Genomic DNA, 17,134 nt, shown 5'->3' with positions numbered 1-17,134 from the left:
GAACCCGGGCGTCGAGGGAGCGGGGTTCAGCGGGAGGTGTGTGGCCGAGGGGCCGGAGCGCGGTGTCCGGGTACGCGTGATCGACGCGGAAGGCGGACGACCGGGCGACGACGCCGGCGTTCAGAAGCGCGGGGTCGTCGGGGCGAGGGTCGCTGTTAGCGGCACATTCGACAACACATGACAACGCGGCCGGGCATCATGATGCCCGCAGTTCCGTTCGCCTCCCGGGCGGACAGAGCAAGCGCGTTGAGAGTCATGCGGCCGATTATGACCCACCGTGGCGGATTGCGTCAAATCGTGACCGGCGAGGATGTGGCATCCTGCTCTGTTCTCGGCGTGCAAGCGCCCGTGCATTGCGCACATTGCGTTCCCGGCGCCCGTTCCCGAGAAGCGGCGTACCGTGAGGGGCATGACCGACCTGCGTTTCGCCGACGATCGTGCCGCCTCGCGCTACACCCTGCACGACGGCGATGATCTGGTGTCCGTCCTCGACTATCGCGACGACGGCCGCACGATCGCGCTCACGCGCGCGTTCACCATCCCGACGTTCCGCGGACGAGGGTACGCCGCCGTGGTCGTGGAGCGGGCGGTCGACGCCATCGAGCAGGCGGGAGACCGCGAGATCCTCCCCGTGTGCTGGTACGTGGGCGAGTGGTTCGACGCCCACCCCGAGCGTGCGAGCCTCCTCCGCGCCCGAAGCTGAGCGACCCGGTACCCGGGCCTCCCTGAAGCGTCAACCCCCGGCTGCGGGGGCACCCCGGCGGCGAAGCTGGGAGCGTCGAAAGGGGATGCCATGACCGACGACCGCGACCTTCCCGAGGGCGTCATCGATGCGAACCCTCCCGGTGGCTGGGTGAGCGGCGATGTCGCCGACGGCGAGACCGCCGAGCAGAACGAGCGGGCGAAGGGGTCGCCGCGTCTGAACGACGCCGAGCCCTCGGACCCGATCGAAGGCGATGCCGCCAGTCAGGGCATCGACCCCGACATGAGCACGGAGGACTGACATGACCGACCACTCCCGCAGCCCCCAGCCGTCCGACGGCCCCGAGGGCGGGGCCTCGCCGGCGGATTCCGTCGGCGGCGCCGTGCACCCCGAGGGTAAGACGACGCGACCGGGCGAGCAGTCCGCACCCGCGATGGACACGCACCCCACCGACGACGAGGCGCGCATCGCCGGCGTCGTCGTGCAGACGCGTGCCGATGTCGGCGACGCGTCCGAAGAGCGCATCGCCGACGTGCTCCGTCAGCGCTTCTCCGACGTGGGCCTCGACCTGGGTGACGACCGCATCCGTGCTCTCGCCGCCGAGGTCGCCGCCGGCTGACGGAGCCGGACGCCTCGGCGTGCGCGACCCGCGCCCCGGCTGAGCGTCGATGTCGGAGGCCCGACGTACCGTGTGAACATGCGGATCCTGCACACCTCCGACTGGCACATCGGGCGGTCGTTCCACGGCCACTCGACGCTCGAGGCCCTGGCCGGCGTGCTCGGTGCGCTCGTCGAGCAGGTACGGCTGCACGCCGTCGACGTCGTGATCGTCGCGGGCGACGTGTTCGACTCGGCGGCTCCATCGGCGGCGTGCTACCCGCTTCTGACGGGCACGCTCGCGGCGCTCGCCGACGCCGGCGCACGCGTCATCGTGACCTCGGGCAACCACGATTCCGCAGCCCGGCTGGGTTTCCAGTCGGCCCTCCTGCGCGAAGAGATCACGGTCGTCACCGACCCGCTCGCCGTCGGTTCCCCGGTGACGATCGACGATGCGCACGGTCCGGTCCACTTCTACGGCATCCCCTACCTCGAGCCCGCGATCGTGCGCCACCTGTGGGAGGGTGTCGAACTGCGCAGTCAGGCGCAGACCATCGGCCACGCCATGGACCTCGTGCGCCGCGACCTGGCGGCGCGCGGCGGAAGGTCGATCGCCATCGCGCACTGCTTCGCCGCCGGTGTCGAGGCGACGCCCGGCGTGGAGCGCGAGATCCGCCAGGGCGGGCTCGACAACGTGCCGCTCCCGGTCTTCGACGGCCCCGACTACGTCGCGCTCGGGCACATCCACGGGCGCCAGCAGCTCTCCGACCGCGTGCGTTACGCCGGCGCGCCTGTGCACTACAGCTTCGGCGAGGCCGGCAAACCGAGAGGGTCGTGGCTGATCGATCTGGATGCCACGGGCCTGGCATCCGTCCAGTGGCTCGATCTGCCCGTGCCGCGGCCGCTGGTCACTCTCCGGGCATCGTTCGACGACCTGCTGGGCGATCCCGCGTTCGACGCGCACGTCGACCAGTGGGTGCGGGCCGAGTACACCGACTCCACTCCGCAGATCGATCCGATGCGCCGGTTGCAGGCCCGGTTCCCCTGGTGCGCGACGGTCGCCCACACCCCGGCCGAGGCGCGGAAGGACGACGGCCTCGGCTACGCCCGACGTGTGCGCGCCGCCCGCGACGAGACCGAGATCATCGACGCGTTCCTCACGCACGTGCGCGAGGGCGAAGGGGCATCCGACGCCGAGCGCGAGCTCATCCGAGAGGTGCTCGACGCGCGCGCCGTGACGGAGGCGCGGTCGTGAAGCTGCATCGCCTCGAACTCGAGGGCTTCGGGCCGTTCCTCGAACGGCAGGTCGTCGACTTCGACGCCTTCGCCGACGACGGGATCTTCCTCATCGCGGGCCGCACGGGCGCCGGGAAGTCGAGCGTCCTCGACGGCGTCTGCTACGGCCTCTACGGGGGTGTTCCCCGCTACGACGGAGCCGAGCGGCGTCTGCGCAGCGATCACTGCGGACTCGACGACCCCACGAGCGTGACGGTCGAGTTCAGCGCCGAGGGGCGCCGGTGGCGCGTCACGCGCTCGCCCGAGTACGAGCGTCCCAAGCGCAACGGCGCGGGGACCACGAAGGAGCCCCATCGGGCCGCTCTCGAGGTGCTCGAGCCCGAGGGCTGGACGGGTGTCGCAGCGCGACCGGTCGACGTGGCGGCGCACCTGGACGAAATCCTCGGGCTCACCCAGCAGCAGTTCCTGCAGGTGATTCTGCTCGCTCAGAATCGGTTCGCCCGGTTCCTCCTCGCCAAGAACGACGAACGGCAGGCGCTGCTGCGCACCCTCTTCGGCACCCGTTCGTTCGAGCAGTACGCCACGGCCCTCGACGATCGGCGCAAGCGCGCGGCCGAGCGCCTGGCCGCGGAGGGCACCGAGGTGTCGACACTGCTGGACGAGGCGGAGCGCATGGTCGCCGAGACCGACGCGGCCCGCGAGGTCGGGCCGGAGGCCGATGCCGTGGGCGGATCCGACGTGCGCGAAGACGCTGCGGAGTCCGAGGGCCCGGGGCACGCGACGCGGACGATCGACGAACGGCTCGCTCGTCTGATCCGCGCGGTCGAGCGATTGCAGTATCGCGTCGAGGCAGCCGCGCACGAGCGGGAGGCGGCGAAGGGTGCGCTCGATGCCGCGCTCGCCGCGGAGCGCGAGGCGGCGTCGATGCATGAGCGTCAGGTCGAGCGGCAGACGGCGCGGCAGCACCTCTCCGCCCTCGAGTCCGACGCCGACCGCGTCGCGGTCCTGCGGGCGGAGTCGGCGGCCGCGGCGGCCGCGGAGGTCCTGCGGGCGTCGGTCGACGCGCTCGACCGCACACGGCGCGCGGTCGAGCCCGCGCGTGCCGCGGTCGACGCCGCGGTCCGGGCGGCGGCCGACCTCGGCGAGGTCGGACTCGACGCAGCGGCCGACCTCACCATCCGCGACGACGAGCTCACGACGGTGATCGCGCGCGTCGACGAGGCGCTCGCCCTCGAGGACGAGTGGGCGGCGATCGAGGCCGACGTCGCGCGGCGTCGAGCGGACGTCGAGCGTGCCGAGCGGTCCGCCGACGAGGTCCGCACGCGGCGCGACGGGGTGCCGGCCGCGCTCGCCGGCCTCGATCAGCGGATCGCGGCTCTGACCGATGCCGCCTCCCGTCGCGACGTCGCCGCGGCCGAACGGACCGAGGTCGCCCGCCGGATCGACGCGGCGCTGGACGCCGAGAAGCTCGCCGAAGAGCGGGACATCGCCGATCTCGCCGCGCTCGTGCGCGCCGACGAACTGCGTCTCGCCGTCGAGGCGTGGAGCTCCCTCCTGCGGCGACGGCTCGCTGGGGCCGCAGCCGAACTCGCGCACGCCCTCGTGGACGGCGAACCGTGCGCCGTCTGCGGATCGCGCGAGCACCCGGCGCCCGCGGTGGGCGCCGGCGAACCCGTCACCGACGCCGAGGTCTCGGCCGCCGAAGACCGCAAGAACGCCGCGACCGAGCTCGACCGGCTGGCATCCGACGCTTCGCGGCTCGCCCGTGACGCTCACGCGCTCGCCGCCGCCCGGGCCGGAGGAGAATCGGTGACCGCGCTTCGCGAGCGACACGACCTCATCGGCGAGACGCTCGCGCGCGCAGAGGCCGACGTGGCCGAGTTCGACCGCCTGGCCGCCGCGCGCGCCGAGCTCCTCGACCGCGAGAAGGCGGACTCGGTCGAGAGTGAGCGGTGGGCGCACGAGCTCGCCGCGGCCCGTCAGGATCTCGCGCTGCACCTTCAGCGCGCCGAGGCACTGCGCGCGGCCGTCGAGGACGCACGCGGCACGTTCGACAGCGTGCGGGCGCGTCGCCGCGACCTCCGGGCACGCAGAGACGCCGTCCGCGCGGTGATCGCCGCGCGGATCGAGCACGAGACGCGCACCCGTGCCGCCGCGGATGCGCGCGCGACCTTCGACGGGCTGCGGGGCGAGAGCGCCTTCGCCCACGAGGACGACGTGCGCACCGCCCTTCGCGACCCCGCCGCCCGCCGCCGCCTGGAATCCGCGGTCGGCGAGCACGAGGCCGCGCTCGCCGCCGTCCGCCGTCGACTTCTCGAACTCGAACTCGTCCTCGTCGGGGCGCCCGACGAGCCCATCGACCTCGCCCCGGCGGCTGCGGCGGTACGCGACGCCCGCTCCGCCGTGGAGTCCGCCGCCGCCGCTCACGCCGCTGCCTCCGCGGTGGCGACGCGCGCGCGCGATCTCGCCCAGCGGGTCGATGCGGGCAGCTCCTCGGTCGCGCGACTGTCCGAGGCGCACGCGGTCGTCGCGCGCCTGGCCGACACGATGGCCGGCCGTGCCCCGAACACCCGCCGGATGACCCTCGAGACCTTCGTCCTCGCGGCCGAGCTGGAAGAGATCGTGGATGCCGCGAACCTCCGTCTCGACCACATGTCCGCCGGTCGTTACCGGCTGCAGCACACCGACGCGTTGGCCGCGCGGGGAGCCGCGAGCGGTCTGGGACTCGAGATCATGGACGCCTTCACCGGCCAATGCCGACCGCCCCAGTCGCTGTCGGGCGGCGAGACGTTCCTCGCGTCCCTCGCCCTCGCGCTCGGGTTGGCCGAGGTCGTGACGGCGCGGGCGGGTGGCATCCGGCTCGACACCCTGTTCATCGACGAGGGCTTCGGCTCCCTCGACGACGAGACCCTCGACCTCGCGATGCGAACGCTCGACGAGCTGCGCCAGGGAGGCCGCACGGTCGGCGTCATCAGCCACGTCGCGTCGATGAAGGATCAGCTGCCGGCTCAGGTGCGGGTGACGGCGACCCCTCGCGGACCGAGCGTGATCCATCAGGACTCCGCGACGGTCGCAGCGCCCGCCTAGGCTGGGATCATGCGTACGAGCACCCTCTGGACCGTTCTCGGCGTGATCGCGGCGGTGATCATCGCGGGGCTGATCGTCAACGTGCTCCTGTGGTTCATCGAGTTCGTCTTCCGGCTGGCGCTCATCGCGGTGGTGGCGGTCGTCGTGTTCCTGGTGCTGCGCGCGATGTTCGCCCGGCGCGACGCGGACTGACGCGCCGCAGAAGTCCGGGCGGAACCGGCCCGACGCACGGCGACGTCCGCCCACGACTCCGACCGAGTGATGGCGCAAGCCCGCCCGCGGCGTCGTCGCCCGCGAGTAGCGTGAGCGCGATGCCTGAAGAACGCACGTCCCCCCACCCGCCTACGCGCGACATCCAGCTCTCCCCGCGCCACCGCTGGCGTGCGTACTGGATCGCCGTCTCGGTCGCGGCCCTCACCATCCTCGATCTCACGAAGGTCAACGTCGCGCTGCCGTCGATCGAATCGGCGTTGAACGCGGGACCCACGGAGCTGCAGCTCGTGGTGTCGGGCTACATCCTGACCTTCGGTCTGGTGCTGGTGCCGGCGGGTCGGTTGGGCGACCTGCGGTCGCGACGGGTGCTGTTCCTGGTCGGACTGTCGCTGTTCCTCCTCACCAGTCTGGCGTGCGCACTCGCGCCCAACACCGCCGTGCTCCTGACCGCCCGTCTCCTGCAGGGGGTGGCCGCCGGCATCCAGATGCCCCAGGTCCTCGGGCTCGTCCAGCAGCTCTTCCAGGGCAAGGAGCGCGGTCGCGCGTTCGGCCTGTTCGGGGCGACCATCGGCATCGCGACGGCGTTCGGTCCGACGCTCGGGGGGCTCCTGATCGCCCTCGGCGGTCAGACCGACGGCTGGCGGCTCATCTTCTGGATCAACATCCCCCTCGTCGCGATCGTGATCGTGCTGGCGGCATGGCTGCTCCCGAGCACCCGGACGAAGTCGCACCGCGCGCTCGACCTCGATCCGATCGGCGTCGTGCTCTTCGGGCTGACGATCGTCGCCCTGATGTGGCCGTTCCTCTTCACGACCGGGTCGCCCGACGACGACCCTCGTCGCTGGTGGCTGCTGGTGGCCTCCGCGGTGTTCGCCGCCGCGTTCGTCTTCTGGGAGCGCCGCTACGCCGACCGCGGGCGGATGCCGCTGATGCCCTTCGCGATCTTCGGGCTCGGCTCTTACCGCAACGGGGTGCTGATCTCGACCGCCTACTTCGCGGCGGTGCCGGCCATGTTCCTCCTCGGCACGCTGTACCTGCAGGGCGGCCTCGGGCTTCCCCCGGTGTTCGCCGGCATGGTGACGATCGGGTTCGCGGTGGCCTCGGCCGGCAGCGCCTGGATCGGCGGCACCCTGGTGACCCGGCTCGGACGCCCGCTCGTGGTGGGTGGCATCCTCGGGATGGTCGTCGCCGCGGGGGCCCTCGTGCTCGTCGCCGTCGTCACCCCGCCGGAATGGACGCCGTGGGCGATGGCCGCGGTCATGGCCGTGGGCGGTCTCGCCGGGGGACTGGTCGTCTCCCCGAACCAGACGCTCACCCTCGCGGACATCCCCGTCTCCCGCGGCGGGGTCGCCGGGTCGATCGGCCAACTGGGGCAGCGTGTCGGAACGGCGGTGGGGACGGCCATCGCGCTGGCCCTCTTCTACGCGACGGTGTACCGCGAGCAGGGCGACCGCGAACAGCTCACGGTGTTCCACGACGCCTACGCCAGCGGGATGATCGCCGTCGGCGTCTTCCTCGGGCTCGCGCTCATCGTCGGTGTCGCCGACCTCGCCGGTCGTGCCCGCCACGGGTCGCAGACGCCGTAGCGGTGGCCGCCGGGTGTGCCCCGGAGGCGCCGGTCACACGTTGTAGAGCTCGCGGATCTTCGCGCGCAGCTCGTGGCTGCACCGCTCGACGACGTCGTCCCACAGCTCGGTCGCGCCGTCCTGGGCGCGGTCGGAGACGGCCCGCAGGATCCGGATCGGAACGTCGAACTGCTGAGCGACCCACGCCAGCGCGTACGACTCCATGTCGACCATGCGCGCGTCGAGTCCCCGGATGAGGGCGACGGCGTCGGCGTCGTCGACGAAGTGGTCGCCGGTGGCGATGACGACGCCCTCCGGGGCGATGTCGACCCGCGCCGGCAGCCACACGTGCTGACCGAACGTGCCGTCCAGGCCCTTCACGTCGTGCTGGATCGTCGCGGAGATGTCGTAGATGCCGCCCTCGAGGTCGGGGTCGATGGCGCCGGCCGTGCCGACCACCACGATCTCGTCGTACGTGCCCTCGCACAGCGCGCGCGTCAGCGCGTACGCGGCGGGGATCTTGCCGACGCCGGTCAGCAGTCGGTCGAAACCGGGGATGTCGGGTTCGAAGGCGACGAATTCGGACGCGTGGGCGGCGACGAGGAGCTTCACCCCACCATTCTGGCCGACGGAGCGGACGCGGCCGACCGCGCGGCCGCCGCCGACCGCGCGGCGCGCGCGACCGCGGAGCCCGGTCCGACCGCCGGGCCGCGTCGCCGCGCGGCCCGGCGCGGGCTCAGCCCTGGGCGGCGGCGGACACGTCGTCCAGACGCGCCAGCTCGTCGGCCGACAGGTCGAGCGAGATGCTCGCCAGAAGGTCGGGCACCTGCTCGGGGCGCGACGCGCTGGCCAGCGGAGCGACCACGGTCGGCTGCGCCTTCAGCCACGCCAGCGCGGTGCTCGCGATCGACGCGCCGTGGGCACGACCGATCTCCTCGAGCGCGTCGATGACCGCGAGCCCGGCAGGCGTCGCGAGCTTCGCGGCACCGCCCGCGCGGGGCGAATCGCCCGCGGCATCCGTCGTCCGGTACTTGCCGGTGAGGAATCCGCTGGCCAGCGCGTAGTAGGGCACGAGAGAGAAGCCGTACTGCTCGGCGACGGGCACGATCTCGGTCTCGACGGCGGTGCGGTGCACGAGGTTGTAGTGCGGCTGCACGGCGACGGGGAGGTCGGCGCCGGCGGCCTCGGCGAGTGAGATCCACTCGCGGATGCGGTCCGCGCTGTAGTTCGAGACGGCGACGTAGCGCACGAGCCCGTCGGAGACGAGGTCGGCGAACGCGCCGACGGTCTCCTCGAGCGGCGTCTCGGGGTCGTCGAAGTGGGCGTAGTACAGGTCGATCGCGTCCACGCCGAGCCGGCTCAGCGACGCCTCGGCCGCTGCGCGCACATTCGCGGCGGACAGGCCGCGGAAGTCGGGGTGCGTGCTGACCTTCGTGGCGACCACGACGTTCTCCGGCTTGCGGCTCGCGAGCCACTCGCCGATGATCGTCTCGCTCTCGCCGCCGGAGTTGCCGGGTGCCCACGCGCTGTAGCCGTCGGCCGTGTCGATGAAGTCGCCGCCGCCGGCGTGGAAGGCATCCAGGACGGCGAACGAGGTGTCCCGGTCGGCGGTCCAGCCGAAGACGTTGCCGCCCAGGGAGAGGGGTCGGATGTCGAGGTCGCTCTGTCCGATGCGCGTCATGATGCCCTTTCGTTCGGTGATCGATGCCTTCAGGACAACGACCCCGAGCGACGGGAATTCCCGGCGGGCGTCAGTTTCCGGAGCCTCCGGAAAGGATGCCGATGAGCCCGCTGCCCAGCAGCCACAGTCCCACCGCCGAGACGGCGATCCAGATCACGACCTGGCCGCGCGGGTACTTGCGGGGCTTCTCGCCCTGGCCGCCGTCGTCGGGGGCGGTCATGAGCGCACCATCATCACGATCGACACGATGATCACGGCGAGGCCCCCGATTCCGGCGATGGCGGCGATCACGGGGCCGCCGCCCGCGAGGAGCGCGGCGACGCCGAGCCCGAGGAACAGCACGCCGAGAACGATCCCGCCCACTTGGTAGACGCGGTACCGCCGACTGATTCCGGTGCCGTGTTCGCCGCTCACTCGTGCCCCTCCTGGCTAAAGGGTATCGAACCGCCGCGCGCTCCCGTGCCACCCGCCGGTCCGAGCGGGGTCGATCCGACCCCGGGCCGGTCGCCGCGGCGTACCGTGGACCCATGGCGCGCCCCGTACCCGACCCCGTCCGTCCCGGCCAGGAATCCGTGTGGGACTACCCGCGTCCGCCGCGGGTGGAACGGGTGCGCACGCGGGTGCAGATCGATTTCGGCGGCGTCCGCATCGCCGACACCGACGACGTGGTGCGGGTGCTCGAAACGAGCCACCCGCCCGTCTACTACCTGCCCATCGCGGCGTTCGGGGAGGCGCTCACGCCGGGTCAGGGAGCCTCGTTCTGCGAGTTCAAGGGCGGCGCGCGGTACTTCGACGTCCACGGTGGGCAGGGCGCGGTCGCCGAAAGGGCCGCGTGGAACTATCCGAACCCGATGCCCGGATACGAGGTCCTCGCCGACCGGGTCGCCGTGTACGCGGCGCCGATGGATCGGTGCGTCGTCGCCGGCGAGACCGTCGAGCCCCAGCCGGGCGGCTTCTACGGGGGCTGGGTGACGAGCGACCTCGCGGGGCCGTTCAAGGGCGTCCCCGGCTCGATGGGCTGGTGAGGTCAGGCGCCGTCGAACGCCTGCGGCACGGCGGCTCGCAGCTCCGCGAGCCACGCGCGCGCGTTCCCGTCAGACGGCGCGCGCCAGTCGCCACGGGGTGACAGGGACCCGGCGGGGGAGACCTTCGGCCCGTTCGGGATCGCGCTGCGCTTGAACTGCGCGAAGCCGAAGAAGCGCTGGAGGAACACCTCCATCCACCGGGCGACCGTGGGCAGGTCGTAGGACGGCCGCGCCCCCTCGGGGTAGCCCGGGGGCCAGGCGCCGGCATCCGGGTCCTCCCACGCCTTCGCGGCGAGGAAGGCGATCTTCGAGGGCCGGAAGCCGAAACGCAGCACGTGGTACAGCGTGAAATCGTGCAGGTTGTAGGGGCCGATGCGGTCCTCGGTCGACTGGATCCTGCCGTCCTGGCCGGCGGGCACGAGCTCGGGACTGATCTCGGTGTCGAGCACCGCCTGCAGCACCTCGACGGTCGCGGCGCTGAGCTCCCCGGCCGAGATGACCCAGCGGATCAGGTGCTGGATGAGGGTCTTGGGCACGCCGGGGTTCACCGAGTAGTGGCTCATCTGATCGCCCACGCCGTACGTCGACCAGCCGAGCGCGATCTCGGACAGGTCGCCCGTGCCGATCACGATCCCGTTCTTCTGGTTCGCCAGCCGGAACAGGTAGTCGGTGCGCAGCCCCGCCTGGACGTTCTCGAAGGTGACGTCGTGCACGGGTTCACCCGCCGCGAACGGGTGCCCCATCCGGGAGAGCATCTCGGATGCCGCGGGCCGGATGTCGATCTCCTCGATCGTCGCGCCGACCGCCTCGGCCAACGCGATCGCGTTGCGCTTGGTCTTCTCGCTCGTCGCGAACCCGGGCAGCGTATACGTCAGGATGTCGCTGCGCGGGCGGCCCATCCGGTCCATCGCCTGCGCGATGACCAGGAGCGCGTGGGTGGAGTCCAGCCCCCCGCTTACACCGAGCACCGGCCGCGGAGCGCCGATCGCCTCCAGGCGCTGGACGAGGCCCGAGACCTGGATGTTGAACGCTTCGTAGCAGTCCTGCGCGAGGCGCGCGGGATCGTCGGGGACGAACGGAAATCGATCGAGCGAGCGCCGGAGGCCCAGGTCGCCGGTCGGCGGCGCCAGCACGAACGACACCGTGCGGAAGGGCGTGCCGGCGGTGCGACGGTTGTCGTCGAACGTGCCCTGGCGCAGCCGGTCCTGGCGCAGGCGGTCGAGGTCGACGTCGGCGACGCTCCGGCGCGGTCCGTCGGGAAAACGCTCGGTCGTGGCCATCAGCTGCCCGCCCTCGTAGATCATCGTCTGGCCGTCCCACGACACGTCGTTGGTCGACTCGCCCGGACCGGCGGCGGCGTAGGCGTACGCCGCGAGGCACCGCATCGACTGGGACTGCGACAGCAGGTTCCGGTCGTCGGCGCGTCCGATCGTGATGGGGCTGCCCGAGAGGTTGGCGAGCACCGTCGCCCCGGCCAGCGCCGCGGGGGACGACGGGGGGATCGGTACCCACACGTCCTCGCACACCTCGGCGTGCACGGTGAGACCCGGCACGTCGGCGGCGTCGAACAGCAGATCCGGGCCGAAGGGCACCGTCTCGCCCGCCACGACGATGTGCTGACCGACCTGGTCGTCGCCCCGGGCGTACCAGCGCTGCTCGTAGAACTCGCGGTAGGTGGGCAGATAGGACTTGGGGGCCACGCCGAGGATGCGTCCGCGGTGCACCACCACGGCGCAGTTGTAGAGCCGGTTGCCGTGGCGGAGAGGGGCACCGACCAGGAGGACCGGCAGGAGGTCGACGGATGCCGCGACGATCCGCGCGACGGCCGCTTCGACGGCATCCAGCAGGGGATCCTGCATCACCAGATCGTCGATGGCGTACCCCGACAGGCACAGTTCGGGGAAGACGGCCACCGCGACGCCGTCGGCGTCGCACTCGCGCGCGGACGAGAGCACGGCCTCGGCGTTGGTGGCGGGGTCGGCGATCGCGACGGGGATCGTGCACGCGGCCACACGCGCGAACCCGTGCCGGTAGATGTTTTCGAACGGCAGCTCGGTGATCACGCGACCAGTCTGTCAGGTGTCCCCGACACCGTGGCGGACGGCGCGGGCGGACGGGGGAGCGTCAGCGCGAGTCGCACTCCCCGGCGAGGTCCGCGCTGATCCCCGCCGCCGCACCCACGCGTCCGATGGCATCCGTCGCGTCCGGCATCTGCTGGAACTCCTGGAACACGACCGAGAGCGAGGAGGCGTCGTGCACGTCGCCGAGGTGCTCGAACAGGGTGGCGCCCTGGTCGTAGTACGCCGCGACCGTCTCGACATCGGGGCGCACGTCCTCGGGCCACGGGGTCCCGGAATCGCGGAACGCCGGGACACTACGAGCCGACGGTGAACGTCCGGCGGTCTCCGGATCAACGAGGTGTGGACAGTGCGACCGGCGATGTCGGCGACCCCGGTTAGCGTTGACCATCGTGCGGTACATCGAGCAGGACGCCCGGATCGTCTGGAGCGCCAGCGACCTCAAAGCGGCGGCGGAGTGCGAGTTCGCCTGGCTGAGGGCGATCGACGCGAAGATCGGCCGCATCGAGGCGGTGCCCGACCCCGAGGATGCCACGCTCGAGCGCGCCGCGGCCCTCGGTACCGTGCACGAGCTGCGCGTGCTCGACGACTACCGACGGCGGTTCGGCGCTGCCGTCCGCGAGATCCCCGCGGCGCGCTCCTCCGACACCGTCGCGCTCGCCGAGGCCGTGCGGCTCACCGGCGAGGCCCTGGCCGACCCGGCGGCCGAGGTCGTGTACCAGGCCGCCTTCTCGACCGACGAGTTCGTGGGCTTCGCCGACTTCCTGGTCCGCGAGCCCGACGCGGGCGACGGTGGCCCGCGCCCGTGGATCGTGCAGGACACCAAGCTCGCCCGCCGCGCCCGCGTGACCGCGCTCATGCAGCTCGCGGCCTATGTCGACCAGCTCGACCGCCTCGGTGTCGCGCGGTCCGACGAGGTGCAGTTGCTCCTCGGCGACGGCGGCACGAGCACGCACCGGGTCGATGACCTGCTGCCCGTCTTCGCCCTCCGTCGGGCGCGGCTGCGCGCCCTGATCGCCGACCGGCGGGTGTCGCTCGGAACGGCGGGGCCGGTGATCCCCTGGGGCGACCCGCGGGGCGAGCTCGCCGTCCTCGCGTGCGGACGCTGCCCGACCTGCGAGATCGAGGTCGTCGCCCACCGCGACCTGCTGCTGGTCGCCGGCATGCGGCCCGTCCAGCGCGACCGCCTGCGGGCTGCGGGCGTCGACACGATCGACGCGCTCGCGTCCGCACCCGCCCCGCCCGCCGGCATGAGCGTCGACACCTTCGTCTCGCTCCGGACGCAGGCGCGCCTGCAGCTCGAGAGCCCGGCCGGCGACGGTTCGGAGGGCGACCACGTCGTGCCGACGTTCGAGGTCGTGGCGCCCAAAGCCCTCGGTGTGCTGCCCCGCCCCGACCACGGCGACCTGTTCTTCGACTTCGAGGGCGACCCGCTGTACACCGAGGGCGACCGGGAGCAGTGGGGCATCGACTACCTGTTCGGCTGGGTCGACACCCGCGAACGTTACGGAGCGCTGTGGGCGCACACGTTCACCGAGGAACGGGCGGCGCTCGAGCGCTTCCTCGACATGGTGGCCGTGCGCCGCGAGCAGTTCCCCGGCATGCACATCTACCACTACGCGCCGTACGAACCCACGCACCTGCTGACGATGGCGGCCCGCTACGGCGTGCGCGAGGCCGACGTCGACCGGCTGCTGCGCGACGGCGTCTTCGTCGACCTGTACCCGGTCGTGCGCCGCGCGCTGCGGGTGGGGTCGCGCTCGTACTCGATCAAGAAGCTCGAGCCGTTGTACATGGGCGACGAGGTGCGCACCAGCGACGTGCAGCGCGGCGACGACTCCATCGTGAAGTACGTCGAAGCCCGCGCGCTCGCCGCCGACGGCGAGGCCGAAGCCGCCCAGCGGGTGCTCGACGACCTGGCCGACTACAACCGTTACGACTGCGTCTCCACCCGCCGCCTGCGCGACTGGCTCGTCGAGCGGGCGCGCGAGGGCGGGGCGAGGCCCGCGCGCGGGGCCGAACCGGACGAGCAGGCGTACGAGCCGTCGTTGCGCGCGACGGAGCTGCAACGCTGGGCAGCCGACGCCGCCGAACCCGACGCGACGGCCCTGCGCCTGGCTGCGGCCGCGATCGACTACTACCCGCGCGAAGAGAAGACGTACTGGGCGACCCACTTCCTCCGCCTGCGCGAGCCGGTCTCGATCTGGGAGGACACCCGCGACGTGATCGTCGTCGATGCCGCTCGCTCGCGGGTCGTCGCCGACTGGCACATCTCGGAGTCCGGCCGCGGCGCCGAGCGGCGCCTCGTCGAGGTGCGGGGCGAGGTCGCCCCCGGCAGTCGGCTGTCGGTGGATGCCGAACCGTTCGCCGTCTACGACCTGCCGGCGCCGTTCCCGCTCGACGTTCGGCCCCGGTGGATCCACGGGGCCCGGCGGGTGACGGTACGGGAGGTCCTCGACGACGGCGCCGTGATCGAGGAGGTGGCCGTCGACGGGGTGACCTGGGACACCCTTCCGCTCGCTCTCACGCCGCCGGCCCCGCCGCGCGCCGGAAACCAGCAGAAGGCGATCGACGCGTGGGCGGATGCCGTTCTGGCCGCGGCCCCCGCCCTCCCGGAGGGACCTGCGGCCGACATCCTCCGCCGCCGGCCGCCGCGTACCCGTTCCGGTGCTCTGACGCCGGTGACCTCGATCGACGGGGGCGCCGGAGACGACGAGGTCTCCGCGATCGCGCGGAGCGTCGCCGACCTCGACCGCAGCTACCTCGCCGTGCAGGGACCCCCCGGAACCGGCAAGACCTACGTCGGGTCGCACGTCATCGCCCGGTTGGTGGCCGAACGCGGTTACCGCGTCGGGGTCGTGGCGCAGTCCCACGCGACCGTCGAGCACATGCTCGACCAGGTGATCTCCGCGGGCGTCCCCGCGGGCAGGGTCGGCAAGGCCCCGAAAGACCCGGGCGCGGAGCACTCTTTCACGGTGCTGCCGAAGAACGGCGTCCCCGCCTTCGCCGCCGAGAACGCCGCGCACGGCTTCGTCGTCGGGGGGACGGCGTGGGACTTCAGCCACGAGGGGCGCATCCCGCGCGGCAGTCTCGACCTCCTCGTGATCGACGAGGCGGGGCAGTTCTCGCTGGCATCCACGATCGCCGTCTCGCTCGCGTCACCGCGCCTGCTGCTTCTCGGCGACCCACAGCAGCTGCCGCAGGTCAGCCAGGGCACCCATCCCGAGCCGGTGGACACTTCGGCTCTCGGGTGGGTCGTCGACGGCGCCGAGGTGGTGCCGCCCGAATTCGGGTACTTCCTCGCGCGGACCCGCCGCATGCACCCGGCGGTCGCGGCACCGGTGTCGCGTCTCTCCTACGAGGGACGTCTCGCCGCCCACCCGTCCACGGCGCTGCGGTCGCTCGCCGGTGTCGAGCCCGGGCTCCGTGCCGTTCCGGTCCGGCACCACGGCAACGCGACATCCTCGCCCGAGGAGGCGACGGCCGTCGTCGCCCTCGTCACCGACCTCGTCGGTCGCGAGTGGACGGGTGCCGACGGAGGTGTCGGCGATGCTGCCGTGGTCCATCCGCCGCGGCCGCTGCGCGCCGACGACATCATCGTGATCACGCCCTACAACGCGCAGCAGGTCGAGGTGGAAGAGGCTTTGGCGGCGGCGGGGTTCGCCGACGTGCCGGTGGGCACGGTCGACCGGTTCCAGGGCAAGGAGGCGGTGGTCGCGATCCTCACGCTCGCGGCGTCCTCCGGACGCGAGGCCCCGCGAGGACTGGAATTCCTGCTCCTGCGCAACCGCATCAACGTCGCGATCTCGCGGGCGATGCAGGCGGCGTTCATCCTGTTCTCGCCCGCCCTGCTCGACGACCTGCCCCGCACGCCCGAGGGCGTCGCGCGTCTCAGCGCCTTCGCTCGCCTGGTCGGTGCCGACGGCTGACGCCGCGAGACGCCCCTCGCCGACCAGCGCGACCCGCGCACGGCGAGTCCCGCGCCGGTCGCTCCCGCGTCGCGTCGGTGCCGCGCCAATCACTCCCGCGTCGCGTCGCTTCCGCCGATCGTTCCCGCGCGCGCTCGACCGTTCCGCGTACGCGTGTTCCGGGTTTGGGGCGTATTTAGCGCTTTGGGGCGCGAAAATACCCGCCCCAAAGCGCGAATCGCGCCCCAAACCGGAGGCTCCGGCCACGCAGCGTCGGACCGGCCGCGCGGCGTCAGACCACGCAGCGTCGGACAGGCCGCGCGGCGCGAGGCCTCGCACCGCCAGGCCGGCAGGCGTCAGGCCGTGCCGTAGAGGCGGTCGCCGGCGTCGCCGAGTCCGGGCACGATGTAGCCCTTCTCGTTCAGGCGCTCGTCGAGCGCGCCGAGCACGAGGGTGACGTCGTGTCCTTCGACCTGCTTCTCGATCGCGGCGACGCCCTCCGGCGCGCCGAGCAGGCAGATCGCCGTCACGTCCTGCGCGCCGCGGTTGAAGAGGAATTTGATGGCCGCGCCGAGCGAGCCGCCGGTCGCGAGCATCGGGTCGAGCACGAAGCACTGGCGGTCGCTGAGGTCGTCGGGCAGGCGCTCGGCGTAGGTGGTGGGCTGGAAGGTCTCCTCGTCGCGGACCATGCCCAGGAAGCCGACCTCGGCGGTGGGAAGGAGCTTCACCATCCCCTCGAGCATGCCCAGGCCCGCGCGCAGGATCGGCACCACGATCGGTCGCGGCTCGCTGATCTTCACACCCTGGGTGGTCGTCACCGGGGTCTGGATCTCGATCGGGTCCACGCGCACGTTGCGGGTGGCTTCGTAAGCCAGCAGCGTCACCAGCTCCTCGGTGAGCTGACGGAAGACCGGCGACGAGGTCTGCCGGTCACGCAGCACCGTGAGCTTGTGGGTGATGAGGGGGTGGTCGGCGACGTGGACACGCATAGGCTCAAGGCTAGCCGCTCGACCCCGAGAGTCCGCCCCCGTCTTTCCGGAG

The 17,134-nt window shown here is 72.4% G+C and carries 16 protein-coding genes; 9 read left to right on the top strand and 7 right to left on the bottom strand.

The window, feature by feature from the left end; genetic code table 11:
* Nucleotides 1-409 precede the first annotated feature (409 nt).
* The 7 genes from QM517_RS07605 (at nucleotide 410) to QM517_RS07575 (ending at nucleotide 7,422) form a co-directional block, all read left to right on the top strand.
* On the top strand, nucleotides 410-703 hold the full coding sequence (locus QM517_RS07605) for a GNAT family N-acetyltransferase (RefSeq protein ID WP_077052429.1): 294 nt from the start codon (nucleotides 410-412) through the stop codon (nucleotides 701-703).
* A 90-nt stretch (nucleotides 704-793) separates the two neighbouring features.
* On the top strand, nucleotides 794-1,003 hold the full coding sequence (locus QM517_RS07600; protein ID WP_077052428.1) for a hypothetical protein: 210 nt from the start codon (nucleotides 794-796) through the stop codon (nucleotides 1,001-1,003).
* 1 nt (nucleotide 1,004) lies between these two features.
* Nucleotides 1,005-1,322: a hypothetical protein gene (locus tag QM517_RS07595; RefSeq protein ID WP_077052427.1), complete on the top strand. Its 318-nt coding sequence runs from the start codon at nucleotides 1,005-1,007 to the stop codon at nucleotides 1,320-1,322.
* A 78-nt stretch (nucleotides 1,323-1,400) separates the two neighbouring features.
* Nucleotides 1,401-2,555: an exonuclease SbcCD subunit D gene (locus QM517_RS07590; RefSeq protein ID WP_283286306.1), complete on the top strand. Its 1,155-nt coding sequence runs from the start codon at nucleotides 1,401-1,403 to the stop codon at nucleotides 2,553-2,555.
* On the top strand, nucleotides 2,552-5,623 hold the full coding sequence (locus QM517_RS07585) for an SMC family ATPase (protein WP_283286304.1): 3,072 nt from the start codon (nucleotides 2,552-2,554) through the stop codon (nucleotides 5,621-5,623). The genes QM517_RS07590 and QM517_RS07585 overlap by 4 nt, the downstream gene beginning before the upstream one ends.
* 9 nt (nucleotides 5,624-5,632) lie before the next feature.
* Nucleotides 5,633-5,815: a hypothetical protein gene (locus QM517_RS07580; protein ID WP_283286303.1), complete on the top strand. Its 183-nt coding sequence runs from the start codon at nucleotides 5,633-5,635 to the stop codon at nucleotides 5,813-5,815.
* A 119-nt stretch (nucleotides 5,816-5,934) separates the two neighbouring features.
* Nucleotides 5,935-7,422 carry an MFS transporter gene (locus tag QM517_RS07575; RefSeq protein ID WP_077052736.1) on the top strand — a complete coding sequence of 496 codons (1,488 nt, stop codon included), beginning with the start codon at nucleotides 5,935-5,937 and terminating at the stop codon, nucleotides 7,420-7,422.
* A gap of 33 nt (nucleotides 7,423-7,455) precedes the next feature.
* Here QM517_RS07575 and QM517_RS07570 read toward each other — a convergent pair whose 3' ends face one another.
* The 4 genes from QM517_RS07570 to QM517_RS07555 form a co-directional block, all read right to left on the bottom strand.
* Nucleotides 7,456-8,013 (bottom strand): phosphorylase family protein, encoded by a 558-nt coding sequence (locus QM517_RS07570; protein WP_283286300.1) that lies wholly within the window; start codon nucleotides 8,011-8,013, stop codon nucleotides 7,456-7,458.
* A 124-nt stretch (nucleotides 8,014-8,137) separates the two neighbouring features.
* Complete coding sequence (locus QM517_RS07565) at nucleotides 8,138-9,082, bottom strand: aldo/keto reductase (protein WP_077052422.1); 945 nt, start codon at nucleotides 9,080-9,082, stop codon at nucleotides 8,138-8,140.
* A gap of 70 nt (nucleotides 9,083-9,152) precedes the next feature.
* Nucleotides 9,153-9,302, bottom strand: coding sequence for a hypothetical protein (locus QM517_RS07560; RefSeq protein WP_160897446.1), 150 nt, complete (start codon nucleotides 9,300-9,302; stop codon nucleotides 9,153-9,155).
* Entirely contained in the window at nucleotides 9,299-9,496 is a 198-nt protein-coding gene (locus tag QM517_RS07555; RefSeq protein ID WP_283286297.1) for a hypothetical protein, read from the bottom strand. The genes QM517_RS07560 and QM517_RS07555 overlap by 4 nt, the downstream gene beginning before the upstream one ends.
* Before the next feature lie 113 nt (nucleotides 9,497-9,609).
* Between QM517_RS07555 and QM517_RS07550 the strand changes: the two genes are divergently transcribed.
* A complete protein-coding gene (locus QM517_RS07550; protein ID WP_077052420.1) occupies nucleotides 9,610-10,107 on the top strand; it encodes a DUF427 domain-containing protein in 498 nt (165 codons plus the stop codon).
* A gap of 2 nt (nucleotides 10,108-10,109) precedes the next feature.
* Here QM517_RS07550 and QM517_RS07545 read toward each other — a convergent pair whose 3' ends face one another.
* Both QM517_RS07545 and QM517_RS07540 read right to left on the bottom strand, forming a co-directional pair.
* Nucleotides 10,110-12,170, bottom strand: coding sequence for an NAD(+) synthase (locus QM517_RS07545; protein ID WP_308208895.1), 2,061 nt, complete (start codon nucleotides 12,168-12,170; stop codon nucleotides 10,110-10,112).
* A 61-nt stretch (nucleotides 12,171-12,231) separates the two neighbouring features.
* Nucleotides 12,232-12,438 carry a hypothetical protein gene (locus QM517_RS07540; protein ID WP_077052418.1) on the bottom strand — a complete coding sequence of 69 codons (207 nt, stop codon included), beginning with the start codon at nucleotides 12,436-12,438 and terminating at the stop codon, nucleotides 12,232-12,234.
* A gap of 139 nt (nucleotides 12,439-12,577) precedes the next feature.
* Here QM517_RS07540 and QM517_RS07535 point away from each other — a divergent pair, with 139 nt between their 5' ends.
* Nucleotides 12,578-16,114 carry a TM0106 family RecB-like putative nuclease gene (locus QM517_RS07535; protein ID WP_283286294.1) on the top strand — a complete coding sequence of 1,179 codons (3,537 nt, stop codon included), beginning with the start codon at nucleotides 12,578-12,580 and terminating at the stop codon, nucleotides 16,112-16,114.
* 335 nt (nucleotides 16,115-16,449) lie between these two features.
* Here QM517_RS07535 and upp read toward each other — a convergent pair whose 3' ends face one another.
* Nucleotides 16,450-17,082: a uracil phosphoribosyltransferase gene (upp, locus tag QM517_RS07530; RefSeq protein WP_077052416.1), complete on the bottom strand. Its 633-nt coding sequence runs from the start codon at nucleotides 17,080-17,082 to the stop codon at nucleotides 16,450-16,452.
* Nucleotides 17,083-17,134: the final 52 nt, after the last annotated feature.

This window comes from Microbacterium sp. IEGM 1404, assembly GCF_030056775.1.
GTDB lineage: Bacteria > Actinomycetota > Actinomycetes > Actinomycetales > Microbacteriaceae > Microbacterium.
Note: the sequence above shows the minus strand (reverse complement) of the source record. Positions and strands in the feature narration are given on the sequence as shown.

Excerpts from the sequence above, each read along its gene's own strand:
- upp (WP_077052416.1), bottom strand. The coding sequence starts at position 17,082 with ATGCGTGTCCACGTCGCCGACCACCCCCTCATCACCCACAAGCTCACG.
- QM517_RS07550 (WP_077052420.1), top strand. The coding sequence starts at position 9,610 with ATGGCGCGCCCCGTACCCGACCCCGTCCGTCCCGGCCAGGAATCCGTG.
- QM517_RS07565 (WP_077052422.1), bottom strand. The coding sequence starts at position 9,082 with ATGACGCGCATCGGACAGAGCGACCTCGACATCCGACCCCTCTCCCTG.
- QM517_RS07580 (WP_283286303.1), top strand. The coding sequence starts at position 5,633 with ATGCGTACGAGCACCCTCTGGACCGTTCTCGGCGTGATCGCGGCGGTG.
- QM517_RS07595 (WP_077052427.1), top strand. The coding sequence starts at position 1,005 with ATGACCGACCACTCCCGCAGCCCCCAGCCGTCCGACGGCCCCGAGGGC.
- QM517_RS07560 (WP_160897446.1), bottom strand. The coding sequence starts at position 9,302 with ATGACCGCCCCCGACGACGGCGGCCAGGGCGAGAAGCCCCGCAAGTAC.
- QM517_RS07590 (WP_283286306.1), top strand. The coding sequence starts at position 1,401 with ATGCGGATCCTGCACACCTCCGACTGGCACATCGGGCGGTCGTTCCAC.
- QM517_RS07575 (WP_077052736.1), top strand. The coding sequence starts at position 5,935 with ATGCCTGAAGAACGCACGTCCCCCCACCCGCCTACGCGCGACATCCAG.
- QM517_RS07600 (WP_077052428.1), top strand. The coding sequence starts at position 794 with ATGACCGACGACCGCGACCTTCCCGAGGGCGTCATCGATGCGAACCCT.
- QM517_RS07605 (WP_077052429.1), top strand. The coding sequence starts at position 410 with ATGACCGACCTGCGTTTCGCCGACGATCGTGCCGCCTCGCGCTACACC.